Genomic DNA, 26,635 nt, shown 5'->3' on the forward strand with positions numbered 1-26,635 from the left:
GGGACATATGGCGCACCGGACAATGGCTTCCAAGCCCCTGTTCCGTAAGCAAAAACCCGTATCCGGCGGCGTTGTCACATGGGGTCCTTATAATCGGTCCACCTCACAGCCAATATTACGAGCCGCATGGATCAACTTCTGGCCGCGGTGGACCTCGGGTCCAACAGCTTTCGCCTCTCCATCGGACGCATCGTTCAGCAGGACGGTACGCCCCAGATCTACCAGATCGACCGCCTCAAGGAAACCGTCCGGCTCGCCGCCGGCCTGGACGCCGAAAAACGCCTTGGCGACGACGCCATCGACCGCGCCATTGCCGTCCTGGAACGCTTCGGCGAACGCCTGCGCAGTTTCCACCCCAATCGCGTCCGTGCGGTTGCCACCAATACGTTCCGTGTCGCCCGCAACACGAAAGATTTCCTGCCCCGGGCCGAAGCCGCATTGGGCTTTCCCATCGAAGTCATCGCCGGCCGTGAAGAGGCCCGGCTGATCTTCACGGGCGTGGCGCACACCCTGCCCCCCTCGCCCAACAAGCGCCTGGTCATCGACATCGGCGGCGGTTCCACCGAAGTCATCATCGGCAAGGGCCACGAACCGGGCCTGATGTCCTCGCTGTACATGGGCTGCGTCAGCTACAGCCGCCAGTTCTTCTCGGACGGCGTGGTGGATGCGCACCAGATGAAACAGGCCGAGCTGGCCGCCCGCCGCGAAATCGAAGTCATCGCCAAGCAGTACCGCAAGATGGGCTGGAAGGAAGCCTATGGCTCCTCCGGCACCGCCAAGGCGCTTTTCGCCATCCTGACCGAAGGCGGCTATTCCGACCGCGGCATCACGCGCTCGGGTCTGACCAAGCTGAAGGACCGTCTCATCCGCTCGGGTCGCGTCATTCCGTCCGAGCTTCCCGGCATCAAGATCGAACGCGCCGACGTGCTGCCCGGCGGGCTGGCCATCATGAGCGCGCTGTTCGACGAGCTGGGCATCGACGTCATGCACACCGGCGACGGTGCGCTGCGCCTTGGCGTGCTGTACGACCTGCTGGGCCGCGACGACGAGCACGACAAGCGTGACGAATCGGTCCGTCAGTTCGTCAAGCGCTATCACGTGGACGTGAATCAGGCACGCCGCGTGCGCCACGCCGCCCTCAGCCTGTTCGACGCCTTGTTCCCCGAAGGCCAGGAGCGCGCCGAGCTTCGGCCCGCGCTGGGCTGGGCGGCCGATCTGCACGAAGTGGGTCTGTCGATTGCCCACAACGCGTACCACAAGCACTCAGCCTACGTGCTGGAAAACGCCGACATGCCCGGCTTTTCGCGCGCGGACCAGCAACTGCTGGCCTTGCTGGTGCTGGGACACCAGGGCAAGCTGGCCAAGGTGGAACCGCTGGTGCGCACGCGTCCGCAATGGAAGGCGATCCTGGCGCTGCGCCTGGCGGTGCTGTTGTTCCGCCGCCGCGGCGAGATCGAGCCCCTGCCGCTGACCGTCTCGGTCCGCGACAATTCCATCGTGGTGCGCGTCAACCGCGAATGGCTGGCCGAACACCCGCTCAGCGACTTCACGCTGCGTGCGGAAGAAGCCGAGTGGAACAAGGTCGGGTTTTCGTTCGAACTGCTGGAGTTCTGAAAACAGCGCACGGGGCGGCACGGCCGCCCCGGCTGATCAGAATGGCGACAGATCGGTTTCGCGATCGAGCCGCCTGAGCTCCATGCGCAGCGGCCGGGTTGCCCGCCGTATCAGTCTGATTGTCATTCGGCGGAACAGGCGGCGCATGATGGATGGCGTCTAGCGCTGGGTGGCGACGATGGCCGGCTGATCCAGCCCGAAATGGCGACGGTAGCGCTCGTCCATGCGCTCCATCTTCAAGAGGACCGGGAAGTCGGCAGCATTGAAATCCGGATCCCATGCTGGCTCGCCGCACACCTTGGCGCCCAGCTTCAGGTAGCCCTTGATCAGCGGCGGCACGCGCGCCGGCAGCGTGCTGTTGAGTTTTTCGACCGGGTAGCGGTGCAGCGGCGTGACTCGCGGCTCGTTGCCCTGGGGCATCTGCTTGGCAACCGTGCGCCAGACTTCAGCGGCGGTGACGCCATCATCACGCAGGCTCACGCTGGCGCAGCCGAGCACGTATTCGTAACCGCCGCGGCGCAGGTATTCGGCCAGGCCGGACCACAGCAGCATGATGACCGCGCCGCCGCGGTAGTCGGCATGGGTGCAGGAGCGGCCGACCTCGACGACTTCGTCGCGGATGGCGCCCAGGCCCGACAGGTCAAATTCCGATTGCGAGTAGTAGCCGCCGGCTTCCCGAGCCTTTTCGGGGGTCAGGATCCGATACGTGCCGACGACTCGGTCCGTGTCGAGTTCGCGGACCATCAGGTGCTCACAGAATGGATCGAAGCGATCCTGCTCGATGCCATCTTGCGCGTCGGGGAAGACGGCACCCATGTCTTCAGTGAAGACGTCATAGCGCAGACGCTGAATCTGCTCAATTTCTTCGGCGGTGCGCGCGAGGCCGACCGCCAGGACCTTCGGGGAAGCGCCCGCCCAGGGTTCGGCGGTACTGCGGCTCGGGTTGATGCGTGCTAATTCCAGCATTGCGCGAAGCTCCTAGAGAGTCCAGCCAGTGTGGACACCCTCTGTGTCAATGACTTGACCAATATGTTACGTGACTATGAAGTTTAGGCCGGCACAGAAAACGCAAACAAACAAAGGCCACGCGACGAATTTCGACGCGTGGCCACATATTAAATCGAAACTCAGGGTTTACCCCAGGCTTGCCGCAAGCTTCTCTGCAGAATTGGTCGCCAGCGCCTCATCTTCGGCCTCAACCATCAGGCGCAGCTTGGGCTCGGTACCCGACGCGCGGATCAGGATCCGGCCCCGTCCGTCCAGTTCCGCTTCGACTGCCTGGCGCGCCGCGCTCAGGCCGGCGTGGGTTTTCCAGTCCAGGCCCGGCGTCAACGGCACGTTGATCATCTTCTGCGGATACATGCGCAGGTCGCTGACCCAGTCGCCGAGCGTGGCGGAATTGCGACGCAGGGCCGTCAGGACCTGGAGCGCGGCCACGATGCCGTCGCCGGTGGAATGGCAGTCCAGGCACAGCAGATGGCCCGAGCTTTCACCGCCGTACAGCCAGCCGCGCGACTGCATCTGTTCCAGCACGTAGCGGTCGCCGACGTTGGCGCGGTCAAAGCCCACGCCCAGGCGCTTCATTTCGCGCTCGAAGCCAAAGTTGGTCATCAGCGTGCCCACCACGCCCTCGACCTTGCCGCGTTGCATGCGCTCGCGCACGATGGCGTACATGAGTTCGTCGCCGTTGTAGATGCGGCCCTCGCCGTCCACCATCTGCAGTCGGTCGGCGTCGCCGTCCAGCGCAATGCCAAGCTGGGCGCCGCGCGTCTTGACTTCCTTGGCCAGCAGCTCGGGGTGCAGCGCGCCCACGCCCTTGTTGATGTTGAAGCCGTCGGGGTTCACGCCGATCGCGTGGACCTCGGCGCCCAGTTCACGGAAGACGTGCGGGGCGATGTTGTAGGCGGCGCCGTGCGCGGCGTCGACCACGATCGTCATGCCGTTCAGGTCCAGATCGTTGGGGAACGTGCTCTTGCAGAACTCGATGTAGCGGCCCTGGGCGTCGCCCATGCGGCGCGCGCGCCCCAGTCCTTCCGAGCTGACGCAGCCCAGGGGCTCGTCCAGCGCGGCCTCGATATCGGCCTCGATTTCGTCGGGCAGCTTCATGCCCTGCGCCGAGAAGAACTTGATGCCGTTGTCCTGATAGGGATTGTGCGACGCACTGATGACGATGCCGGCGACCAGGCGCAGCGCGCGGGTCAGGTAGGCCACCGCGGGCGTGGGGATCGGGCCGGCCAGCAGCACGTCGATGCCGGCGGCCGACAGGCCCGCTTCCAGCGCGGATTCCAGCATGTAGCCGGAAATCCGGGTGTCCTTGCCGATGACGACCTGCGGGCGCGTTGCGCCGCGCACCGCGTGCTCGCGTGCCAGCACGCGGCCAGCCGCGTAACCCAGGCGCAGCGCGAATTCGGCGTTGATCACCGGACCGCCCACTTCACCGCGTACGCCATCGGTACCGAAATATTTGCGTCGAATCATGAACTGATTGCTCCTTGTTCAGCCGCCTGCCATACCTTAAGCGCATCCACCGTGGCCGCAACATCGTGCACGCGCACGATGGAGGCGCCACGCGCGACGCAGGCAAGCGCAGCGGCAATGCTGCCGGGCAGCCGGTCGCCGACCGGCCGGCCGGTGGCCTGGCCGATCATGTTTTTGCGCGACAGGCCGATCAGCAATGGATAACCGGTACTGCGCAGGCTGGACAGCCGGCGCAGCAGTTGAAAATTCTGGTCGGCCGTCTTGCCAAACCCGAAACCGGGGTCCAGCACGATGCGCCGAGGATCGATCCAGGCCGCGCGCAGCTTTTGCGCACGAGCCCCCAGGAACAGGCCGATTTCACCGATCAGGTCGGTGTACTCGGGCGGCGCCGCCTGCATGGTGCGAGGCTCGCCTTTCATGTGCATGACGCACAGGCCGCAGCGCGATTGCGATACCGCCTCAATCGCGCCCGGCTGCCTGAAGCCGTAGATGTCGTTGATCATGTCCGCGCCAGCGTCCAGCGTGGCCCGCATGACCTCAGGCTTGAACGTGTCGATGGATAGCGGCACGCCGCAGTCGCGGAGCGCCTCCACCACCGGCAGTAGCCGGTCGAGCTCGTCAGCGACGGAAACGGGATCGGCGCCCGGACGGGTCGATTCGCCGCCCAAGTCCAGGATCTGGGCGCCTTCCTCGATCAGCCGGCGCGCGTGCGCCACGGCGGAATCAGTATCGTCGTGCTCGCCGCCGTCGGAAAAAGAGTCCGGCGTGACATTGACGATGCCCATGACAAGCGGGCGCTCGAGATCAAACTCGAAGCGCCCGCAAAGGAAGTTATTTGCCATAAACCAGAACGAAGAACCTCAGACCGCAGCTGCCGTGCTACCGCCTGCAGCCAGGCCGGTCGGCGGCGTATCGGACGTGTCCGACGGGCCTTGCGGCGTCTTCGGGGGACGTGGGGGGCGGCCCTCAATGATGTCGTTAATCTGGTCGGAGTCGATGGTTTCCCATTCGAGCAGCGCCGAGGTCATGACTTCGACCTTGTCACGGTTGTCTTCCAGGATCTTGCGCGCGACGCCGTACTGCTCGTCGATGATGCGGCGGATCTCGGTGTCCACCTTCTGCATGGTGGCTTCGGACATGTGCGTGGTCTTCGTGACGCTGCGGCCCAGGAAGACTTCGCCTTCGTTCTCGGCGTAGACCATGGGACCCAGTTCGTCGGTCATGCCGTAGCGCGTGACGATGTCGCGGGCGATGGCGGTGGCGCGTTCGAAGTCGTTCGAAGCGCCAGTCGTCATCTGGTCCATGAAGATCTCTTCCGCGATACGGCCGCCAAACAACACGGCGATCGTGGACAGCAGACGGCCCTTGTCCATGCTGTAGCGGTCGGTTTCCGGAAGCTGCATCGTCACGCCAAGCGCACGGCCGCGCGGGATGATGGTGACCTTGTGGACCGGGTCCGTCTTGGGCAGCATGCGCGCGACGATCGCGTGGCCGGATTCGTGGTACGCGGTGTTCTTGCGTTCCTCTTCGGGCATCACGATGGAGCGGCGCTCGGCGCCCATGATGATCTTGTCCTTGGCCTTTTCAAAGTCGGACATATCCACCGTGCGGCCATTGCGGCGGGCGGCGAACAGCGCAGCTTCGTTGACCAGGTTGGCCAGGTCGGCGCCGGAGAACCCCGGGCAGCCGCGCGCCAGGATGGTCGCGTCGACGTTGGGCGACAGCGGAACCTTGCGCATATGGACCTTCAGGATCTGCTCGCGGCCACGGATATCGGGCAGCGGCACCACAACCTGGCGGTCGAAACGGCCCGGACGCAGCAGCGCCGGATCGAGCACGTCGGGACGGTTGGTCGCGGCGATCACGATGACGCCCTGGCCGGATTCGAAGCCGTCCATTTCAACCAGCATCTGGTTCAGGGTCTGTTCGCGTTCGTCGTTGCCGCCACCCAGGCCGGCGCCACGCTGGCGGCCCACCGCATCGATTTCGTCGATGAAGATGATGCAGGGAGCGTGCTTCTTGGCGTTTTCGAACATGTCGCGGACACGGGCCGCGCCCACGCCGACGAACATTTCAACGAAGTCCGAGCCGGAGATGCTGAAGAACGGCACCTTGGCTTCGCCGGCGATGGCCTTGGCCAGCAGCGTCTTGCCGGTACCGGGCGAACCCACCATCAGCACGCCGCGCGGGATACGGCCGCCCAGCTTCTGGAACTTGCTGGGGTCGCGCAGAAAGTCGACCAGTTCCTGAACGTCTTCCTTGGCTTCGTCGCAACCAGCGACATCGGCGAAGGTGATCTGGTTGGTGTTCTCGTCGAGCATCCGGGCGCGCGATTTGCCGAAGCTGAATGCGCCGCCTTTGCCGCCGCCCTGCATCTGACGCATGAAGAATACCCATACGCCGATCAGGAGCAGCATGGGGAACCACGAGACGAAGATGCTCATCAGGAGCGACTGCTCTTCGCGCGGCTTGCCCGAAACTTGCACGCCGTACTTCAGCAGATCGGAGACCATCCAGAGATCGCCGGGCGAAGTCAGCGTATAGGCGCGGCCCGCGTCCGGGGTGACGTACAGCACGTCGCCTTGAACGTCGACCTTGCGGATGCGTCCCGCCTTGGCGTCGTCCATGAACTGCGTGTAGGTCACGCCGTCCTGGGTCTGGGCACGTCCGTCGAACTGTTTGAAGACGGTGAACAGCACCAGGGCTATCACCATCCAGACAGCGACTTTGGAAAATGAATTGTTCAAGGTCGATCTCCTGCTTTCGATTCCGACCGGCGACTGCGCACCCGCGTATGGCACAGTCACAAGTATGTCAATAGCCCATTCTAACCTGTAGGACGGAGTTGCGTCCTGGCAGCCGTGGGGCCCATTTAATTACATTTGATTCTTGAGTTTTCTGGTCGTCGTCTCGGCGGGCCGGGGTTTTCTTGGCCAGGGCAATCTGCCCCGGATGATTACAGAAGGGTTACTTCAGATCGCGCGCCACCAGAAAGGTTTCAGAGGACTTGTCCCGAGAGGCCTTCGGTTTGCGTTCGACCACCCGCCGGAAGCGCTTCTTGAAGGATTCCACGATCTGCGAGAAGCCCGTGCCGTGGAAAGCCTTGACGATCAGCGCCCCGTTGGGCTTGAGGTGGGCGCAGGAAAATTCCATCGCCAGTTCGCAAACATGCTGGATGCGCGCGGAATCGGCAATACCCACCCCGGACAAGTTGGGGGCCATGTCGGAAATAACAAGGTCCACCGCCCGGGATCCGACCATGTCTTCCAATTGTTTCAAAACTTCGTCTTCGCGGAAGTCGCCCTGGATGAATTCCACGCCCGCGACGGGCTCCATGGGCAGGAGGTCCAGCGCGATGATGCGGCCGTCCACGATGCCGCCCGGCCCGGCGAGCCGCTCGCGCGCCACCTGTGACCAACTGCCCGGGGCGGAGCCCAGGTCGATGACCAGGTCGCCCCGACGCATCAGCTTTTCGGTGTCGAGAATCTCGATCAGCTTGAAAGCGGCGCGGGCGCGATAGCCCTTCTGTTGCGCCAGCTTCACATAGGGATCGTTGATGTGCTGGTGAATCCAGTCTTTAGAGAATTTATTCTTGGCCATTACCGTACAATTCCACGCATGCCTATATTAGAACTTACCTCTCGTGAGCGCAGCGACCTGCGGTCCGCCGCTCACCCTCTGCGCCCCGTCGTCCTGATTGGCGACAACGGGTTGACCGACGCCGTGCTGAAGGAAATCGATCTCGCGCTGACTTCGCATGGCCTCATCAAGGTTCGCGCGGGCGGCGACGACCGTGAAGCCCGGGACGCCATGCTCGCCACGATCTGCGAGACGCTATCCTGCGCGCCTGTGCATCACTTGGGCAAGACCCTGATCCTGTTCCGCCCGCTGCCCGGCAACATCAAGCCCGCCGCGCTGGCCGCCCAGGAACCCGAAGCGCCTGCCAAACGCCGCGCCTCGGAGCCTTACACGCCCAAGAAGCTGGCCGCCGAAGGCAGGACCCTTGCCAAACGCCCGCGCCGCAGCGAATCCGAAGAGCCCGCACCCGCCAAGAAGCGTTACGTCCCTCAGGACGAACTCAACAAGAACGGCAAGCCCATGCGGCCTTCCAACAAGCGCTCCACGGCTGGCGGCCACGGCATTCCGCGCCGCGCCGGCAGCGCGCTGAGCCTGCGCGCCGGAGCCCGCAGCGGCACGAGCCGCAAGACCGCAAAAAGGTAAGTCCAGGCACAAAAACGGGCGCTTTACGCGCCCGGTCCACCATAGCGATCCGCAATGTACCGCGGAATTCAGACGAACGTTGCGTCCGGGCCAGGGTGGTTTGACATTTTTACTGCTTGTGGCGCTTGCGTCAGATGTAACGCACGCCCAGGACTTCGTACTCGCGAACGCCAGCCGGGGCAACGACCTCGACCACATCGCCTTCGCTCTTGCCGATCAACGCGCGAGCCACGGGGCTGGACACGGAAATCAGGTTGGACTTGATATCAGCTTCGACGTCGCCGACGATCTGGTAGGTGACGCGATCGCCCGAATCCAGGTCTTCGATGTCGACGGTAGCGCCAAACACAGCGCGGCCTTCGGCCTCGAGCGAGGACGGGTCGATGAGGTGGGCATTGGAAAGCGTGCCCTCAAGCTCGGCAATCCGGCCCTCGATGAAACCTTGGCGCTCGCGAGCGGCATCGTACTCGGCGTTTTCCGACAGATCACCCTGCGCGCGAGCCTCGGCGATCGCGTTGATCACGGCAGGACGTTCGACGGTTTTCAGCCGTTGGAGCTCTTCTTGCAAGCGCTCGGCCCCGCGCACGGTCAAAGGAATGGCAGACATGTCGTTTCCCAAACAAAAAGTAGAAAAACGCCCCGAAGGAGCGTTCTCGGTGAAGGCCGCAGGACCAGCGCGCTTGCCATGGGCTTGCCATTGGCTTGCCATTTAATGCTTGGAAAAATCTGGCGAGCGGCGCGGGCGACCAAAACAAAACCCCGGCTCGGGTCGGAACCGGGGCAATCAAAGTCATATTGTGGTCAATCTCGACGGGAATTGCAAGCCGCCGGAGAAAACGCCCTTTTCGACGCATTTCGCCGCTGTAACCCGCTAAAACCGGCGATTTCGCGCCGAAAAGCCGTGGCGGCCCAGTTCGGCGCAAACAACGCCCGCGCGGACTGCGGGTTTTCCGGGAGGCGCTAGCGCCCGGAATCTACTGGCCGATAGTCTTTGCGCCGCCCACACCCCGTGTTGTTTACTTCGTGCGGCGCAACAGCGCGTACAGGATGATCGCGCCGAACGTGGCGGTACCGATGCCGCCCAGCGTGAAGTCGCCCAGCTTGATGGTGAAGTCGCCCGCGCCGAGCACCAGCGTGACCGCGGCCACGATGAGGTTGCGGTTGTCGGTGAAATCGACCTGGTTGACCACCCAGATGCGGGCGCCAGCAATGGCGATCAGGCCGAACACCACCACCGACATGCCGCCCAGAACCGGTCCCGGGATCGTCTGGATGAGCGCGCCGAACTTGGGCGAAAAGCCCAGGACGATGGCGATCAGGGCGGCGATCACGAACACCAGCGTGGAATAGATGCGGGTGACCGCCATCACGCCGATGTTTTCGGCGTAGGTGGTGACGCCCGTGCCGCCGGCGGCGCCCGACACCATGGTGGCCACGCCGTCGCCGACGAAGGCTCGGCCCAGGTAGCGGTCCAGGTCGCGGCCCGTCATGGCGCTGACGGCCTTCACGTGCCCCAAGTTTTCGGCCACCAGGATGATGGCGACTGGCACGATGAGACCCATGGCCTCGGCCTTGAAGACCGGCGCCGCGAAGTGCGGCAGGCCGAACCAGGCGGCGGCCGACACGGCGCTGAAGTCGATGGGTTTGCCCAGGCCCAGGCCGTTGGCCAGCACGGCGTAAACGACGCAGGCGAGGATCAGTCCGACGAGGATCAGCAGGCGCTGCACCATGCCGCGTGTGTAAACGGCGATGCCGCCGACGCACACGATCGTGACGATGGCCATGGCGCTGTCAAAGCCCGACGCCCCCATGGCGCCCTTGGCGGCGATGGGCGCGAGATTCAAGCCGATGACCGCGACGACCGCGCCCGTCACCACGGGCGGCATCAGCGTGTCGATCCAGTTGGCGCCGCCGCCCGCCCGCGCATTGACGATCCAGACGATCACGCCGATCAGCGTGTACGCCAAGCCGCAGGCGATGATGGCGCCCAGCGCCACACCGATATTGGCATTGGCGCCTCCGCCGGCATAGCCGGTCACCGCGATCACGCCGCCGATGAATGCAAAGCTGGAACCCAGGTAGCTGGGCACGCGTCCACCCACAAACAGGAAGAAGATCAGCGTGCCGATTCCCGACATCAGGATGGCGACGTTGGGATCGAATCCCATGAGCAGCGGCGCGAGGACGGTCGAGCCGAACATCGCGACGACGTGCTGAGCGCCCATGGCCACGTTCTTGGGCCAGGACAGCCGTTCATCGGGCGCGATGATGACGCCGGGCTCGGCGTCGTCGGCCAGGCGCCAGCGCGGAAAGTAGGAATTGGACATGGATTCCCCGGGGGATGGTACGGATTAGGGTTTCAGACTGCGAGCGGGCGCCAGTGTAAAGGGGGCCATCGAACGGGGGCAACGTTTAAGTTTTGCCGCCGGATTGCCGTACTAGTGGAAACCCCGAAATCCCAGGCAAAGGTACAGTCATGGCGATCAACAGCATCAGCGGCACCTCCCGCATCGGCAGCCTTGCCGACATGTGGGCCGAAAAGATTCAGGCCAACAAGGAAGCGAAGAACGCCTCGGGGCAGGAGGCCGTGTCGGTGAGCGCGGAAGGAAAAATCCGCGTGAACAATCCGGGCGCCGCCAAGGTCGGTAACGCGCAGGCCGCCGAAGAAACCGACAACGACGACGAATACACCCGTCAGATCAAGGAGTTGCAAAAGCAGCTCAAGCGCATCATGGATCAGATCGCCAAAGTGAAGGCGAGCGGCATGTCGGCCGAAATGAAGGCGCAGCAGATCATGGCGCTCAATGCCCAGGCCGTGCAGATCCAAGGCCAGATCTCGCAGCTCCTGGCGAAACAGGCGCAGGCCGCCAAACAGGCTGGCGTGTCGGCCCAAGCCTGATTTGGGCAAGCGACGTGGCGCCGTCACTGATGGCGCGCATCAAAATTTCTGATTGGACGCTTGGCGGGCGTGCCGGTACTGTCTCCAGACAAATCTAAAACCACGGAGACAAACCATGCACGCTATGCGCACAGCCCTGGCGGGAGCGCTGTTGGCCGTTTGCGCGGCGCCGGCCCTGGCCGGCACCGTCACGGTGATCACGTCGTTCCCCAAGGACCTGACCCAGGCCTACAAGACCGCCTTCGAGAAAGCCAATCCAGGCATCACGCTGGAAATCCTGAACAAGAACACGGTGTCGGGCATCGCCTTCGTGCGCGAGACGCCGGCGGGTCAGCGCCCCGAGGTGTTCTGGGCGAGCGCGCCGGATGCGTTCGAAGTGCTGGGACGCGACAAGCTGCTGGCCAAGTCGGCCGACATCGCGAACAAGGACGTGCCGGACAAGATCGGCAGCTACCCCATCAACGACCCGGGCGGCACGTACCTCGGCCAGGCGCTGGCGGGCTACGGCATCATCTACAACACGCGGTACATCGCGGCGCACAAGATCCCCGCGCCCGTCGAATGGAAGGACCTGCTGTCGCCCAAGTGGTTCGGCCACGTGGGCATCACGTCGCCGTCGCGCTCGGGCACGATGCACTTGACCGTGGAAACCATCCTGCAAGGCGAAGGCTGGGATGACGGCTGGAACACACTGCTGCGCATGTCGGGCAACAGCAGCGCCGTCACCGAGCGTTCGTTCGGCGTGCCGGACGGCGTGAACAACGGCCAGTTCGGCGCCGGACCGGTCATCGACTTCTTCGGGCTGTCGAGCAAGTATTCCAAGTTCCCCGTCGAGTTCGTCTATCCGTCGGAGACTGCCATCGTTCCGGCGAACATCGCGCTGATCGAGGGCGCCAAGAACACCGAGGAAGGCAAGAAGTTCATCGCCTTCACGCTGAGCCAGGCGGGCCAGGAGCTGCTGCTGGAGCCGAAGATCTCGCGGCTGCCGGTGCTGCCCTACTCTGCGCTGGCCGGCAAGATTCCGCCGGGCTATCCCGACCCGGCGGAAATCGCCAAGCGCAGCAAGGTCCATTTCGACGCGGACCTGTCGCAGTCGCGCTACTACGTCGTGCAGTCGCTGTACGACCAGACCGTCACGTTCCGGTTGAAGGAATTGCAGGCGGCCACCAAGGCGATCTACGACGCCGAGGCCAAGCTGGGCGACAAGGCCAAGAGCGGCAAGGCGGCGGAATTGCTGGACCAGGCACGCAAGCTGGCGTGGGCGCCGCTGATCGACAGCAAGCAGGCGGCCGACCCCGCGTTTCTGGCGATCTTTGCCGGCAACAAGAAGGACGCGGCCGTCAACCAGCAGATCACGAAGCTTGAAGGCGAGTGGAATGGCCGCGCGCGCGCCAACTACGAAGAAGCCGTAAAGCTGGCACGGCAAGCCGCCGCGCTCTGATCGTCTGGATGCGCTGAACTCGGCAGGCGGGCCTGACCCGCCCGCCGGGGGCCGCGCCTGTCTTCTGGCAACGATATTCGGGAATCTCGATGAATCATTCGAGCCATTCGCGCCTGCCCGCCGGCCCAGTCCTGGCGGCGCTGCTGGTGTTCGGCTTTCTGCTGCTTTTCCTGGCCGTGCCGGTGGGCACGGTCTTTCACAGCGCGTTCGTCAACGCCGACGGCAGCTTCACCACCGGTCATTTCGGCGCGTTCTTCAACCAGCCGTTGATGCGGGAAGCGTTCTTCAACAGCCTGTACGTAGCGGGCTGGTCGGCGCTGCTGGCGTCGCTGATCGCGGTGCCGCTGGCGTACTTCACGGTGCGCTTCGATTTTCGCGGCGCGCTGCTGATCCAGACGCTTGGCGTGCTGCCGCTCATCATGCCGCCCTTCGTGGGCGCAGTGGCCATGCAGCTGATCTTTGGCCGCTCGGGCAGCGTGAACCTGCTGCTCAATGACTGGTTCGGCTTCACGATTCCGTTCATGGAAGGGCTCAACGGCGTCATCTTCGTTGAAGCCATCCACTATTTCCCGTTCATTTTGATGAACCTCGTCGTGGCGCTGCGCAACATCGACGGGGCCATGGAAGAGGCGGCGTTCAACCTGGGGTCGCGCGGGTTCCGGCTGTTTCGGCGCGTGATCTTTCCGTTGGCCCTGCCCGGCTATGTTGCGGGCGCGTCGCTGGTGTTTGTGAAGGTTTTCGACGACTTGGGCACGCCGCTGGTGCTGGGCACGACCAACATGCTGGCGCCGCAGGCGTACCTGCGCATCACGCAGGTGGGGCTGGAGGATCCGCTGGGTTATGTGATCAGCGTGATCATGGTGGGCTTTTCGATCCTGGCGCTGTGGCTGTCGGCGCGCGTGCTCAAGGGGCGCGACTATTCCACGTTGCAGAAGGGCGGCAATTCGATCCAGAAACGCAAGCTGGGTCCGATGGAAAGCGTGCTGGCCTATGGATGGATCATCCTGGTGCTGCTGCTGGTGCTGTCGCCGCATATCGGCGTGCTGCTGTTATCGCTGGCCAGCGTCTGGAGCTATGCGCCCCTGCCGGACGGGTACACGCTGGCGCACTATTCGGCCGTGTTCTCGGAGTCGCAGGGCATGATCGCCAACACGCTGCTGTATTGCGGCCTTGCCGCAGGCATCGACGTGATCCTGGGCACCGCGATCGCGTATCTGATGCTGCGCACCCGGCTGCCGGCGCGGCAGTGGCTGGATTTTCTGGCGTCCGCGGCGCTGGCGATTCCAGGCATCGTGCTGGCCATCGGCTTTTTGCGCACCTTCCGGGGCATCGAGCTGCCGGGCACGGGGACGATGCTGACGTCATCGTGGATCATCATCATGCTCGCGTATTCCGTGCGCCGGTTGCCGTACGCGCTGCGCTCGTGCGTGGCGGCGTTACAGCAGATCCATGTGTCGCTCGAAGAGGCGGCCCAGTCGCTGGGCGCCACGCGCATGAGCACGATCCGGCGCGTGGTGGTGCCGTTGATGGCGGGCGGCATGCTGGCCGGGTTCGTGACCAGCTTTGTGACCGCCGCCGTGGAACTGTCGGCCACCATCATGCTGGTGACCAAGGACAGCCAGGCGCCCATGAGCTATGGCATCTATCTGTACATGCAGAGCGCCGCGGGCCGCGGGCCAGGCGCCGCGCTTGGCGTCCTGGCGGTGGTTGCCGTAGGCATCGGCACATACGTATCGCACCTGCTGGTGGACCGCGCATCGAAGCGCCAGCAACCGGCGCGCAATGAAGGGGAATCCGCATGAAGAAAGTCAGCGTCGAATGCCGCAACATCCAGCTGTCCTACGGCAAGACTGAAGTGCTCAAGGACGTCAGCATCAGCATCGAGCCGGGCGAGTTCTTTGCGCTGCTCGGGCCGTCGGGGTCGGGCAAGTCCACCCTGCTGCGGCTGATCGCAGGATTCAACCGGCACAGCGCGGGGCAGTTGCTGGTGGACGGCAAGGACATCAGCGGCACCCCGCCCTGGCATCGGAACATCGGCATGGTGTTCCAGAACTATGCGCTGTGGCCGCACATGACGGTGTGGGACAACGTGGCATTCGGCCTGGTCGAGCGCAAGCTGCCGCGCGCCGAGATCCGCACCAAGGTGGAAGCTGCGCTCGATCTGGTGGGGCTGTCGCAATATGCCAAGCGGCGTCCCAACCAGCTTTCGGGCGGGCAGCAGCAACGCGTGGCGCTGGCGCGCACCATCGTGATCGAACCTCAGGTGCTCCTGCTGGACGAGCCGCTGTCCAACCTGGACAAGAAGCTGCGGGTGCAGATGCGCCAAGATCTCCTGAGCCTGCAGCGCCGCCTGGGCATAACAACGATCTTCGTCACGCACGACCAGGAAGAAGCGATGACCACCGCCGACCGGATGGCGGTGCTGGACCACGGCGTGGTCCAGCAGATCGGTGCGCCGAGCACGCTGTTCGACTACCCCGTGAACCGCTTCGTGGCGAATTTCGTGGGCACGATGAATGTGCTGGAAGGCAACGTGCGCGAGCGCACCAGCAGCAGCGTGACGCTGGCGGTGGATGGCGTGGGCGACCTGCATCTGCCGCTGACGGGCGACGCGCCCGCAGCCACGCGGCTGGCGGCGAGCTTTCGGCCCCACACGGTGCAGATCGAGATGGCGGACGGCCTGGGCGATGCGCGCTATGTCTGGCTGCCGGGCATCGTGGAAAGCAGCGAGTTTCTGGGCGAGTTCACGCGCTATCAGGTGCAGGTGGGTGAACAGCGGCTGACCGCCGACCAGGCGCATCTGGCCGGCCTGTCGCCGTTTCCCGCGGGCGCGCCGGTGTCGGTGGGATTGGAGCCGACACAGGTGCGGCTGCTGGCGGCCTGACCTACACTCGCGGCCATGGAAATCTACCAGATCCGTGCCTTCGTCACGGTCGCCCGGCTGGGCAACCTGACGAAGGCGGCCGAGGCGCTGTCGCTGACGCAGCCCGCCGTGACCGCGCAGATCAAGTCGCTGGAGCAGAGCCTGGGCGTGGCGCTGTTCGACCGCAACGGCGGCCGTCTGGCCCTGGCCAAGGCGGGCGAGGTGCTGCTGCCCACGGCGGAATCGCTGCTAGTGCTGGGTGCGCAATTCAAGTCCGAGGCGCAGCAATTGCAGGGCAACCTGCATGGCGTCGTCGAACTGGGCGTGCCCAGCGAAAAGCCCGATTTCCTGCGCCTGGGCGAGCTAGCCTCCGCAGTCACGCAGCGCCTGCCGCTGGTTGAGCTGAAGACCCAGACCCAGCCCGCCGCGGCGCTGGCCGAACAGGTCAGCACCGGCCGTCTGCCCGCCGCGCTGACCATCGCGGCCAACGCGCCGCGCGGCGTGCTGTGGCAGCCGCTGCGCAGTGTGCGCTATCGGATTGCGATGCCCGCCGAGCATGCCGCAGTGCTCAAGCGCGGGGGCTGGCGCGAGGTGGCGCAACTGCCGTGGCTGGACGGTCCGTCCGGCAGCCACACGCATCTGTTGCTGCGCGATATGTTCGAGCGCCACGGACTGTCGCCGCGCATCGTCATGCAGAACGACGACCAGGCCAACATGGATGCGCTAGTGCGGGCCGGCGCGGGCTGCGCGCTGTTACGCGAGGAAACCGCACTTGCGGGCGCCGCCTCCAGCGACTTCATCGTGTGGGGCCAGGCGCGCGTGGACGCGGTGCTGGGCTTCATGCTGCCTTACGAACGCGCTAGCGAGCCCGCGCTGGTCGCGTTAAGCTCGATTATTCAAGCCATCTGGAAGCCGCGTACGCCCATCGCGCCGGTCCAGGCATAAGGCTCAATCCCCGCAACAAGACTGCAATGACTGAAATCTGGTTCATACGCCACGGCGAGACCGACTGGAATCGCCAGCGGCGCCTGCAAGGCTGGCAAGACATTCCCCTGAACGAATTCGGCATCAACCAGGCAAGCCTGCTGGCCGCACGCCTGCACGAAGAAGCCAAACACACGCCGATCCACGCGATCTACAGCAGCGACCTGCAACGCGCGCACGCGACCGCCCTGCCCGTGTCCGAGCAGCTTGGCCTGCGCGTGCGCGTGGAGCCGGGCATCCGCGAGCGGGGTTTCGGCGTGCTGGAAGGCCTGGACCATGAACGCATCGACGTGCTGGCGCCGGAAGCCGCGGCGGCGTGGAAGAGCCGCGATCCGCTGCGCCCCCTGGACGGCGGCGAATCGCTCGGCCAGTTCCAGTCGCGCGTCATCAGCACGGTGGACGATATTGCCAGCCGCCACGAGGGCGAACGCATTCTGATGTTCACCCACGGCGGCGTGCTGGACATCATCTGGCGCCATGCGTCGGGCGTCCCGCTGAACGCGCCGCGCGACGCGGCGCTGCTCAATGTCAGCATCAACCGGGTCGGCGTGGACGGCCGCAAGTGGGAGGTGCTGGACTGGGGCGATGTAACGCACATTGCCGCCGAGGTGGGCGACGACGTGGTGCCTTGATCCAGCTACCCGTGTCTGTAGGTGTCAGCCACCCGATTGAGACGCGCGCACCAGATGTTCTCAGGTGTCTGACACCCATGGAGCAGATGCGTCGGTTGAAGATCGTTTCCGTAGGGTGTCAGACACCTGAGAACAACGTAGATCGTTTCCGTAGGGTGTCAGACACCTGAGAACAACGCAGCTAGCCTCATGCCGTCTTGCGCGGTTTGCGGGGGGCGTTGCGGGCGAGTTTGTCGTAGACGGCATTGGGGAGCAGGCGCATCAGCTTGGCCACAACGCCCATTTGCCACGGAATCACCGTATAGCTGGTCCCCTTGCCGATCGCCGCGTGCGCGCGCGATGCGAAGGCGTCCGCTTCCATCAGGAACGGCATCGAATACGGATTGTGTGCCGTCATGGCCGTCTTGATGTAGCCGGGCGCGATGGTCACGACGCTGATGCCCTGCGCGGCCAGTTCCAGCCGCAAGCTTTCGCAATAGGTCACCACCGCCGATTTTGACGCGCTGTATGCGCCCGCGCCGGGCAGGCCGCGTATGCCCGCCACGCTGGCGATGCCGACCAGGCGCCCTGCCCCCGCCGCGCGCATCGGCGCGATGAAGGGTTCGAACGTGGACACGGTGGCCAGCAGGTTGGTGTCGACAATGGCCTTGAAGACGTCGAAATCCTCGCCGTGGTCGGTCAGCGTGCCGGCGCTGATGCCGGCGCTGGCGATGACCACGTCCACCCTGCCCTGGCAGAACGCGATGAAGTCCTGCGCCGCAGCGTGCAGCGCGGGACGGTCGCGCACGTCCACGGCGTAGCATCGGTGATTGCCGGGCAGGCTGTCCGCCAGTTCGCGCAGGGCGTCCTCGCGGCGGCCCAGCAAGCCCAGCGTGGCGCCCTTGGCAGCGTACTGCGCTGCCAGGGCGCGGCCAAGGCCGCTGCTGGCGCCGGTGATGAAGACTTTGTCCATGTGCTGACCTGCCAGTTATCGCGTTGCAAAAAATTAGGGCACGCTTTCGCGTGCCCTAATTGTGTACTGCCGGCTTACTTCTGCAGGGAAGCGTGAAGCTCTTGCAGCGGGTACACCTGCAGGCCGAGGCCTTGGCGCAGATACTGCATGCCTTCGACCGCGGCGCGGGCGCCGGCGATGGTCGTGAAGAAGGTCACGCGAGCGGCCAGTGCCTGGGTGCGGATGGTCCGCGAATCGACGATGGCGTTGCGGCGTTCTTCGACGGTGTTGATGACCAGCGAGATTTCGCCGTTCTTGACCATGTCGACGATGTGCGGACGGCCTTCGGTGACCTTGTTGACCACCTGCACCGGAATGCCAGCGGCTTCGATCTCGGCGGCCGTGCCGCGCGTGGCGACCAGCTTGAACCCCAGGGCATGCAGGCCGCGCGCCACTTCAACGGCGCGGGGCTTGTCCTGGTTCTTGACGCTGATGAACACCGTACCGGATTCCGGCAGGCGCACGCTGGCTGCAAGCTGCGACTTCACGAAGGCTTCGCCGAAGCTCATGCCCACGCCCATCACTTCGCCGGTCGACTTCATTTCCGGGCCGAGGATGGTGTCCACGCCCGGGAACTTGACGAACGGGAACACGGCTTCCTTGACCGAGAAGTAAGGCGGCACGACTTCCTTCGTGATGCCTTGCGCGGCGAGCGTCTGGCCGGCCATGGCGCGCGCGGCGATCTTGGCAAGCTGCAGGCCGGTGGCCTTGGAGACGTAAGGCACCGTGCGCGAGGCGCGCGGGTTCACTTCCAGCACGTAGACGTCGCCGCCCTGGATGGCGAACTGCACGTTCATCAGGCCGCTGACGTTCAGGGCCTTGGCCATCATCGTGGTCTGGCGCTTGATCTCGGCGATGACGTCCGCCGACAGCGAGTAAGGCGGCAGGCTGCAAGCCGAGTCGCCCGAGTGCACGCCGGCCTGCTCGATGTGTTCCATGACGCCGCCGATGAAGACGGTTTCGCCGTCGGCCAGGCAGTCCACGTCGACTTCGGTGGCGTTATTCAGGAAGCGGTCCAGCAGCACGGGCGAGTCATTGCTGACCTTCACGGCCTCGCGCATGTAGCGCTCGAGGTCTTGCTGTTCGTGCACGATTTCCATGGCGCGGCCGCCCAGCACGTAGCTGGGGCGCACGACCAGCGGGTAGCCGATTTCGGTGGCGTGGGCCAGGGCCTCGCCTTCGGTGCGCGCGGTACGGTTGGGCGGCTGACGCAGGCCGAGCTTGTTGAGCAGCTTCTGGAAGCGCTCGCGGTCTTCGGCGACGTCGATGGATTCGGGGCTGGTGCCGATGATGGGCACGCCGTTGGCTTCCAGGGCGCGCGCCAGCTTCAGCGGCGTCTGGCCGCCGTACTGGACGATCATGCCGACCGGATTTTCCTTGTGGACGATTTCCAGCACGTCTTCGAGCGTCAGCGGCTCGAAGTACAGACGGTCGGAGGTGTCGTAGTCGGTGGACACGGTTTCCGGGTTGCAGTTGACAATGATGGTCTCGTACCCGTCGTCGCGCAGCGCCAGCGCGGCATGCACGCAGCAGTAGTCGAATTCAATGCCCTGGCCGATACGGTTCGGGCCACCGCCCAGCACCACGATCTTCTTGCGATCGGTGGGCGCGGATTCGCACTCTTCCTCGTACGTGGAGTACATGTAGGCGGTGCGGGTGGCGAATTCGGCGGCGCAGGTGTCGACGCGCTTGTAGACCGGACGCACGTTGAGCTGATGACGCAGCTTGCGCACTTCGGATTCAACCGAATCCAGCAGGAACGCGAGGCGGCGGTCGGAGAAACCGCGGCGCTTCAGTTCAAACAGCGTGGCGTAATCCAGGTCGGCCAGCGTCTTTTGCTCGAGCGCCAGCTCGATGTCGACGATTTCCTTGATTTGCGAAAGGAACCACGGGTCGATGTGCGTGATGTTGTGCACTTCATCCAGCGTGAAGCCTTGCGCGAAGGCGTCGCCCACGTACCAGATGCGTTCCGGACCGGGTTCGCCGAGTTCGACCTGCAGCTTCTCGCGGTCGGTGGTCTTCTGGTTGAGGCCGTCGACGCCGACTTCCAGGCCGCGCAGCGCCTTCTGGAACGATTCCTGGAAGGTGCGGCCGATGGCCATGACTTCACCCACGGACTTCATCTGGGTGGTCAGGCGCGCGTCGGCGGTGGGGAATTTTTCGAACGCGAAACGCGGCACCTTGGTGACCACGTAGTCGATGGTGGGCTCGAACGAAGCCGGCGTGGCGCCGCCGGTGATTTCGTTGCGCAGCTCGTCGAGCGTGTAGCCCACGGCCAGGCGCGCGGCGACCTTGGCGATGGGAAAGCCCGTGGCCTTGGACGCCAGCGCCGACGAACGCGACACACGCGGGTTCATCTCGATGACGATCATGCGGCCGTTCTTGGGATTGACGGCGAACTGCACGTTCGAGCCGCCGGTATCCACGCCGATTTCACGCAACACCGCGATCGATGCGTTACGCATGATCTGGTATTCCTTGTCGGTCAGCGTCTGGGCCGGCGCGACGGTGATGGAGTCGCCCGTGTGGACGCCCATCGGATCCAGGTTTTCGATGGAGCAGACGATGATGCAGTTGTCCGCCTTGTCGCGGACCACTTCCATCTCGAATTCCTTCCAGCCAAGCAGCGACTCTTCGATCAGGAGCTCGCTGGTGGGCGAGGCTTCCAGGCCGCGGCGGCAGATGGTCTCGAATTCTTCGGCGTTGTAGGCGATACCGCCGCCCGAACCGCCCATCGTGAAGCTGGGGCGGATGACCGCAGGGAAGCCGGACGTACCGACTTCGGCCGCGATGCGGCGCTGCACTTCCCAGGCTTCGTCCATGTTGTGGGCGACGCCGGACTTGGCCGATTCCAGGCCGATGTCGGTCATGGCCTGCTTGAACTTCTGGCGGTCTTCGGCCTTTTCGATGGCGTGCTCGTTGGCGCCGATGAGTTCGACGTTGTGCTTCGTGAGCACGCCGTGGTGGGCCAGGTCCAGGGCGCAGTTCAGCGCGGTCTGGCCGCCCATCGTGGGCAGAAGCGCGTCGGGCTTTTCACGCTCGATGATTTTTTCGACGGCTTGCCAGGTGATGGGCTCGATGTAGGTGACGTCGGCCGTTTCCGGGTCCGTCATGATCGTGGCCGGGTTGCTGTTCACCAGAATGGTGCGGTAGCCCTCGGCCTTGAGCGCCTTGCAAGCTTGCGCGCCGGAGTAGTCGAATTCGCAGGCCTGCCCGATGATGATGGGGCCGGCGCCGATGATGAGAATGCTTTTTAGGTCTGTACGCTTGGGCATGATGCAGTCTTTACTTTTGGCCGGACATCAGGCTGATGAACTTGTCGAACAGCTCGAGGATGTCGTGCGGACCCGGGCTGGCTTCGGGGTGACCCTGGAAGCAGAAGGCCGGGCGGTCGGTGAGCTCGAAGCCTTGCAGCGTGCCGTCGAACAGCGAGACGTGCGTCACGCGCGCGTTGGCGGGCAGGCTGGCAGCGTCGACACCGAAACCGTGGTTCTGGCTGGTGATGAACACGCGCTTGGACGCGAGGTCTTGCACCGGGTGGTTGGCGCCGTGATGGCCCGTCTTCATCTTGACGGTCTTGCCGCCCACCGCCAGGCCCATGATCTGGTGGCCCAGGCAGATGCCGAACACCGGCAGCTTCTTGTCCAGGAAGGCGCGGGTGGCGTCGATGGCGTAGTCGCAGGGCTCGGGGTCGCCGGGGCCGTTGGACAGGAACACGCCGTCGGGATTGAGCTTGAAGACGTCTTCGGCGGTGGTCTGGGCCGGCACCAGCGTGATGCGGCAGCCGCGGTCGGCCAGGAGACGCAGGATGTTGCTCTTTACGCCGTAGTCGTAGGCGACCACGTGGAACTTGGACTGGTCGGGCGACGTGAACCCGCCTTCGAGCTGCCAGGTGCCTTCGGTCCAGCCGGTGCTTTCCTTGATGGACACGACCTTGGCCAGATCCTGGCCGGCCATGCCGGGAAAGCCGCGGGCGAGTTCAACGGCGCGTTCGGCGTCGGAACCCACGAAGATGCATGCGCCCTGGGCGCCCTTTTCGCGCAGGATGCGCGTGAGCTTGCGGGTGTCGATGCCGGAAATGGCAACGATGCCCTGCTCGGTCAGGTAGTCGGGCAAGGATTGCGTGGAACGGAAGTTCGACACGCGCGCGGGGCAGTCGCGTACCACCAGGCCGGCGGCGTAGACGCGGTTGGATTCCACGTCTTCGGCGTTGACGCCGGTATTGCCGATGTGCGGATAGGTCAGCGTGACGATCTGACCGCTATAGCTGGGATCGGTGAGAATTTCCTGGTACCCGGTCATCGCGGTGTTGAACACCACTTCGGCAACGGTATGGCCAGGCGCACCGATCGACACGCCTCGAAAAATGGTACCGTCCGCCAGAGCCAGAATTGCAGGAGGGAAGCGGTTGATCCCCTCGGGAAAGAGTTGCGGCAGCACAGTAAACCCCGGTTTTAGAATCGATAATCAAACCTTCGGATTATACCTTGACCGGCCGTTTTTCCCGGAGAACCGCGCCAAATAAGGCCGAAACAAGGTTTTTCCGCTGTTTTGCCGCGCTGTTGCGCGGCCTGCGGCGGTGCCCCTCGGCCTTGCGGGGGACAGCGGCCCGGTAGCGTCGGTGATACGCTAGGAGCACCTTCAACCCTAGCCAGCTGCGAGTCGTATAAGTCCATGCCCAGCCAACTTGACGCCCTGCGTGACCACACCACCGTTGTTGCCGACACCGGCGATTTCGAAGCCATGAAGGCGTTGCGTCCCACCGACGCGACCACCAACCCGTCCCTGATTCTCAAGGCCGTCCAGCAGGACGCCTATCGCCCGCTGCTGGAAAAGACCGCGCGGGAACACCGCGGCGCCTCCACCGCCGAACTCATGGATCGCCTGCTGGTCGCCTTCGGCCGCGCGATCCTGGACATCGTGCCGGGCCGCGTGTCGACCGAGGTCGACGCCCGCCTGTCGTTTGACACCCGCGCCACCATCGAACGCGCCCGCGGCCTGATCGCCCTGTACGAGGCCGCCGGCATCCCGCGCGAGCGCGTGCTGATCAAGATTGCCTCCACCTGGGAAGGCATCCAGGCCGCCCGCGTGTTGCAGTCCGAGGGCATCCGCTGCAACCTGACCCTGCTGTTCTCGCTGCCCCAGGCGGTCGCCTGCGCCGATGCGCGCGTGCAGCTCATTTCGCCTTTTGTCGGCCGGATCTACGATTGGTACAAGAAATCGGCCGGCGCGAACTGGGTCGAAGACGACAACACGGGCGCGCGTGACCCGGGCGTGCAGTCCGTCACCAATATCTATCGCTACTACAAGCACTTTGAAATCCCGACCGAGATCATGGGTGCGAGCTTTCGCAACGTGGGGCAGATTCTTGCGTTGTCCGGCTGCGACCTGCTGACAATCAGTCCGGACCTGCTGAACAAGCTGGCCGCCACCGAGGGCGATGCGCCCGCTCAGCTTCGCGCCGGCGATGCAAGCGGCAGCATGGCGCGCATCGGCGCGGACGAAGTGACGTTCCGCACGCTGCTCAATGACGATGCGATGGCCAGCGAGAAACTGTCCGAAGGAATCCGCCTGTTTGTGGCCGATGCCATTAAGCTGGATGCGCTGATCGAAGCCCAACGCGGCTGACGCGGCAGGCAAGTGCGCGGCGCGCGGCTAAGGCCGCGCACCGTGCACTTAGCGGTGATCGTGGGAATGTACCTGCAGCGCTTCCAGGAAGCGCGACACCATGTTGTAGGCCGCCACCGTCGCCGTCAGTTCGACGATCAGCTTTTCAGATCCCATGGCCGCCCGCGCGGCCTGAAACACCGGCTCGGGCACCTGAACTTGCCGGGTCATGGCGTCGGTGTAGGCCAGCACTGCCCGTTCACGCTGGCTGAACAGATCGGAATCTTCCCAGGCGTCCAGCGCATCGAGTTGCGCCTGGGACACGCCTTCCTTCAGGGCGATCGGCGCATGCTGGTCGGCCTCGTAAGGCGCTCCGTTGATCGCGGCAACCCGCATGATCACGAGCTCGCGCAGATCGCCCGGCAAGGAACTGAGCTGACGGATGGAAGTCAGGTAATTCAACCAGCCGCCGGCCACGGCCGGGCTGTGCAGCAGCATCTGATACAGGTGCAGCACGCTTCCGCGTTCGGCGACGATGCGGTCCACCAGGGGCCGTGCTTCGGGATGAGTCAGATCAGCGTAGGGCAAGCGGGCCATGCGAACTCCAAAGGGATAGAGGGCAGCAAATGCACACATTCTCACAATATCTTTGACATAATGGCACCACACCTGCGCGTCTACGGTACCCCGCACGAATGAATGCGCCGACAGAATCCTACCCCCAATTCACTCTCGCCAACTGCGACAGCGAACCGATACACATACCGGGCGCCATCCAGCCGCTTGGGGCCTTGCTCGCGCTCGACGCGGACGGCGTGCTGCGCTACGCCAGCGAAAACGCCGCCCAGATTCTGGACACATGCCTGACGCTGGACCAGCCCTGCAAGCCCGAGGCGCTGCCGCCGGGCCTTGCCTACTGCCTGTCCAACTGGCTGGGCAACTCCGACCCCATTTTTGATCCGCTGACCATCACGCTGGATCGCGCCATGTGTGACGTGATCGGCCATCGCAATATCGACGGGCTGACCATTGTCGAGCTCGAACGCCGCGCCGACTGCGTCGGCATTGCCTCGCCCGAGCGTATCTACCGCAGCATCGAACGCGTGCGCCGGCAGCGCGACATTCCCTCGCTGCTGGACAGCATGGTGCGCGAAATCCAGCGCGCCACGGGCTTTGACCGGGTGATGGCGTATCGCTTCCATCCCGACGATAGCGGCGAGATCGTGGCCGAACAGCGCCGCGCGGATCTGGACGACTGGGTGGGCCGCCGCTATCCGGCCGGCGACATCCCCGCGCAAGCGCGCCGGCTTTACACGGTGAACACGCTGCGGCTGATCGCCGACGCGACTTACCACCCCGTGCGCGTGCTGAGCGCGCCGTCGCCGGCGCCGCGCGAGCTGGACATGAGCTTTTCGGTCCTGCGCAGCGTGTCGCCGATCCATCTGGAGTACATGGCGAACATGGGCGTGCGGGCATCGATGAGCCTGTCGCTGGTGATCGGCGGCCGCCTGTGGGGCATGATCGCCTGCCATCACCACACGCCGCGCGCCGTTCCCTACCCCGCCCGCCTGGCGTGCGAGGCCATGGCGCAGGTCGTATCCGCCACCGTGTCCGGCATCGAAGCGAATGAGCGGGCAGAGCAATCCCGCAAGAGCGCCGCGCTGGTCAGCGTGCTTGCCGAGCAGGTGTCGGCTTCGGAAAACGTGCACCAGGCACTGTCGCGCGGCGACGAAACGCCTGCCGCGCTGGTTCCGAACGACGCCGCGCTTTGCCTTTGGGGCAACAGCGTCACCGTCTTTGGCGGCATTGCCCCGCGCGGTGAACTGGCCGGCATTCTGCACGCGCTGGACCACAGCGGGCAGCGCGTGGTGCACACCACCAACATTGCGCGCGACTACCCCGAACTGCAGACCGACCTCGTCCCGTACGCGGGCCTGCTCGCCTGCAAGTTCGACCCCATGAACAATGGCTGGCTGATCTGGCTGCGCAAGGAACAGATCGAAACCCTGGTCTGGGGCGGCAAACCGGAAAAGCAGTACGCAGTGGGCGCCCTAGGTCCGCGGCTGACGCCGCGCGGCTCGTTCGAGGCGTGGCGCGAGGTCGTGCGCGGCGTCTGCCTGTCCTGGCTGCCCACCGAGCTTGAGGCCGTGGACAATCTGCGCGACGAGCTCTCACACATTTCGACCAGCCGCACCGCCGACGTGGACCGTGCTCGCTCGGCGCTGCTCGCCATGCTTGGCCACGACCTGCGCGACCCCCTGCAATCCATCTCCATGGCCGCGACGCTGCTATCGCGCACCGATACCGGCGCGCGCATGGGCGAGCGCATCCGCTATTCCAGCGGCCGGATGCAGCGCCTGATCTCGCAAGTGCTGGACCTGTCCCGCCTGCAGGGCGGACTGGGCCTGGGCATCGAAAAAAGGCTGTGCGACCTGTCCACATTGGTGAATGGCCTGATCGAGGAAAAGCGCCAGGCCTACCCCGGCCTGCGCATCGAACCCGACGTGCCGGACGGCCTGACGCTCATGGCCGATACCGATCGCATCGCGCAGGTAGTGACCAACCTGATGAGCAACGCGCGCCAGCACGGCGCGCCGCGACAGCCCATCCTGGTGACCGCCGCAACATCCGGCGACGGCATTACGCTCAGCGTCACCAATCATGGCGGGCCGATCGCCGAAGACGTGCTTGCGCACCTGTTCTCGCCCTTCAAGCCGGAATCGGTGGGCCAGTCGCGTAACCGAACCGGCCTTGGGCTGGGCCTGTACATTGCCGAACAGGTCGTGCGCGACCACGGCGGCAACATTGCGGTCCAATGCCGCGACGGGCTCGTCATCTTCACGGTCACGCTGCCCCGCGCCATGCCCGAAACAACCCCCTCTTGAATCTGGGAGACATAACTTGA

At 64.6% G+C, this 26,635-nt stretch carries 21 protein-coding genes; 10 read left to right on the forward strand and 11 right to left on the reverse strand.

Annotated features, from left to right (window positions below; genetic code table 11):
• The first annotated feature begins 126 nt into the window (after positions 1-126).
• Positions 127-1,614 (forward strand): exopolyphosphatase, encoded by a 1,488-nt coding sequence (ppx, locus tag ASD71_RS24555; RefSeq protein WP_056570725.1) that lies wholly within the window; start codon positions 127-129, stop codon positions 1,612-1,614.
• Positions 1,615-1,773: 159 nt separating this feature from the next.
• Here the strand turns inward: ppx and ASD71_RS24560 are convergent, their stop codons facing one another.
• The 5 genes from ASD71_RS24560 to ASD71_RS24580 all read right to left on the reverse strand — a co-directional run bounded on the left by ASD71_RS24560 (position 1,774) and on the right by ASD71_RS24580 (position 7,692).
• Entirely contained in the window at positions 1,774-2,580 is an 807-nt protein-coding gene (locus ASD71_RS24560; RefSeq protein ID WP_056570728.1) for a GNAT family N-acetyltransferase, read from the reverse strand.
• A 168-nt stretch (positions 2,581-2,748) separates the two neighbouring features.
• Complete coding sequence (gene glmM / locus ASD71_RS24565) at positions 2,749-4,092, reverse strand: phosphoglucosamine mutase (RefSeq protein ID WP_056570730.1); 1,344 nt, start codon at positions 4,090-4,092, stop codon at positions 2,749-2,751.
• Positions 4,089-4,934, reverse strand: coding sequence for a dihydropteroate synthase (gene folP / locus ASD71_RS24570; protein WP_056570732.1), 846 nt, complete (start codon positions 4,932-4,934; stop codon positions 4,089-4,091). The genes glmM and folP overlap by 4 nt, the downstream gene beginning before the upstream one ends.
• 18 nt (positions 4,935-4,952) lie before the next feature.
• On the reverse strand, positions 4,953-6,839 hold the full coding sequence (ftsH, locus tag ASD71_RS24575; RefSeq protein ID WP_056570734.1) for an ATP-dependent zinc metalloprotease FtsH: 1,887 nt from the start codon (positions 6,837-6,839) through the stop codon (positions 4,953-4,955).
• 220 nt (positions 6,840-7,059) lie between these two features.
• Positions 7,060-7,692 carry an RlmE family RNA methyltransferase gene (locus ASD71_RS24580; protein ID WP_056570736.1) on the reverse strand — a complete coding sequence of 211 codons (633 nt, stop codon included), beginning with the start codon at positions 7,690-7,692 and terminating at the stop codon, positions 7,060-7,062.
• Between the two features lie 18 nt (positions 7,693-7,710).
• On the opposite strand from ASD71_RS24580, the gene ASD71_RS24585 reads away from it, so the two are divergent.
• On the forward strand, positions 7,711-8,313 hold the full coding sequence (locus ASD71_RS24585; protein ID WP_056570739.1) for a YhbY family RNA-binding protein: 603 nt from the start codon (positions 7,711-7,713) through the stop codon (positions 8,311-8,313).
• 130 nt (positions 8,314-8,443) lie between these two features.
• Here the strand turns inward: ASD71_RS24585 and greA are convergent, their stop codons facing one another.
• Together greA and ASD71_RS24595 are read right to left on the reverse strand one after the other, a co-directional pair.
• Positions 8,444-8,920 (reverse strand): transcription elongation factor GreA, encoded by a 477-nt coding sequence (greA, locus tag ASD71_RS24590; protein ID WP_056570741.1) that lies wholly within the window; start codon positions 8,918-8,920, stop codon positions 8,444-8,446.
• Positions 8,921-9,329: 409 nt separating this feature from the next.
• A complete protein-coding gene (locus tag ASD71_RS24595) occupies positions 9,330-10,640 on the reverse strand; it encodes a solute carrier family 23 protein (protein ID WP_056570743.1) in 1,311 nt (436 codons plus the stop codon).
• A gap of 149 nt (positions 10,641-10,789) precedes the next feature.
• On the opposite strand from ASD71_RS24595, the gene ASD71_RS24600 reads away from it, so the two are divergent.
• The 6 genes from ASD71_RS24600 (at position 10,790) to ASD71_RS24625 (ending at position 17,132) form a co-directional block, all read left to right on the forward strand.
• The gene (locus ASD71_RS24600) at positions 10,790-11,212 is read left to right on the forward strand and encodes a FlxA-like family protein (RefSeq protein ID WP_056570744.1); all 423 of its coding nucleotides are present in this window, start codon (positions 10,790-10,792) and stop codon (positions 11,210-11,212) included.
• A gap of 115 nt (positions 11,213-11,327) precedes the next feature.
• On the forward strand, positions 11,328-12,653 hold the full coding sequence (locus tag ASD71_RS24605) for an ABC transporter substrate-binding protein (RefSeq protein ID WP_056570746.1): 1,326 nt from the start codon (positions 11,328-11,330) through the stop codon (positions 12,651-12,653).
• A gap of 89 nt (positions 12,654-12,742) precedes the next feature.
• Positions 12,743-14,455 carry an iron ABC transporter permease gene (locus ASD71_RS24610; RefSeq protein WP_056570748.1) on the forward strand — a complete coding sequence of 571 codons (1,713 nt, stop codon included), beginning with the start codon at positions 12,743-12,745 and terminating at the stop codon, positions 14,453-14,455.
• Positions 14,452-15,537: an ABC transporter ATP-binding protein gene (locus ASD71_RS24615; RefSeq protein WP_056570750.1), complete on the forward strand. Its 1,086-nt coding sequence runs from the start codon at positions 14,452-14,454 to the stop codon at positions 15,535-15,537. The genes ASD71_RS24610 and ASD71_RS24615 overlap by 4 nt, the downstream gene beginning before the upstream one ends.
• Before the next feature lie 15 nt (positions 15,538-15,552).
• Positions 15,553-16,461 (forward strand): LysR family transcriptional regulator, encoded by a 909-nt coding sequence (locus ASD71_RS24620; RefSeq protein ID WP_056570752.1) that lies wholly within the window; start codon positions 15,553-15,555, stop codon positions 16,459-16,461.
• Positions 16,462-16,487: 26 nt separating this feature from the next.
• Positions 16,488-17,132 (forward strand): histidine phosphatase family protein, encoded by a 645-nt coding sequence (locus tag ASD71_RS24625; protein WP_056570753.1) that lies wholly within the window; start codon positions 16,488-16,490, stop codon positions 17,130-17,132.
• A 187-nt stretch (positions 17,133-17,319) separates the two neighbouring features.
• Here the strand turns inward: ASD71_RS24625 and ASD71_RS24630 are convergent, their stop codons facing one another.
• The 3 genes from ASD71_RS24630 to carA all read right to left on the reverse strand — a co-directional run bounded on the left by ASD71_RS24630 (position 17,320) and on the right by carA (position 22,563).
• Positions 17,320-18,084 carry an SDR family oxidoreductase gene (locus ASD71_RS24630; RefSeq protein WP_056570755.1) on the reverse strand — a complete coding sequence of 255 codons (765 nt, stop codon included), beginning with the start codon at positions 18,082-18,084 and terminating at the stop codon, positions 17,320-17,322.
• A gap of 74 nt (positions 18,085-18,158) precedes the next feature.
• A complete protein-coding gene (gene carB / locus ASD71_RS24635) occupies positions 18,159-21,398 on the reverse strand; it encodes a carbamoyl-phosphate synthase large subunit (RefSeq protein WP_056570757.1) in 3,240 nt (1,079 codons plus the stop codon).
• Positions 21,399-21,408: 10 nt separating this feature from the next.
• A complete protein-coding gene (gene carA / locus ASD71_RS24640) occupies positions 21,409-22,563 on the reverse strand; it encodes a glutamine-hydrolyzing carbamoyl-phosphate synthase small subunit (RefSeq protein WP_056570759.1) in 1,155 nt (384 codons plus the stop codon).
• 234 nt (positions 22,564-22,797) lie between these two features.
• Here carA and tal point away from each other — a divergent pair, with 234 nt between their 5' ends.
• Positions 22,798-23,751, forward strand: a complete 954-nt coding sequence (gene tal / locus ASD71_RS24645; RefSeq protein WP_056570761.1) for a transaldolase — start codon at positions 22,798-22,800, stop codon at positions 23,749-23,751.
• A 48-nt stretch (positions 23,752-23,799) separates the two neighbouring features.
• Here tal and ASD71_RS24650 read toward each other — a convergent pair whose 3' ends face one another.
• Positions 23,800-24,327 carry a carboxymuconolactone decarboxylase family protein gene (locus tag ASD71_RS24650; protein ID WP_056570764.1) on the reverse strand — a complete coding sequence of 176 codons (528 nt, stop codon included), beginning with the start codon at positions 24,325-24,327 and terminating at the stop codon, positions 23,800-23,802.
• A 98-nt stretch (positions 24,328-24,425) separates the two neighbouring features.
• On the opposite strand from ASD71_RS24650, the gene ASD71_RS24655 reads away from it, so the two are divergent.
• Positions 24,426-26,615: an ATP-binding protein gene (locus ASD71_RS24655; protein ID WP_056570766.1), complete on the forward strand. Its 2,190-nt coding sequence runs from the start codon at positions 24,426-24,428 to the stop codon at positions 26,613-26,615.
• The last annotated feature ends 20 nt before the right edge of the window (positions 26,616-26,635 follow it).

It is taken from the genome of Achromobacter sp. Root565, from assembly GCF_001427425.1.
In the GTDB taxonomy this organism is placed as follows: domain Bacteria; phylum Pseudomonadota; class Gammaproteobacteria; order Burkholderiales; family Burkholderiaceae_B; genus Achromobacter; species Achromobacter spanius_D.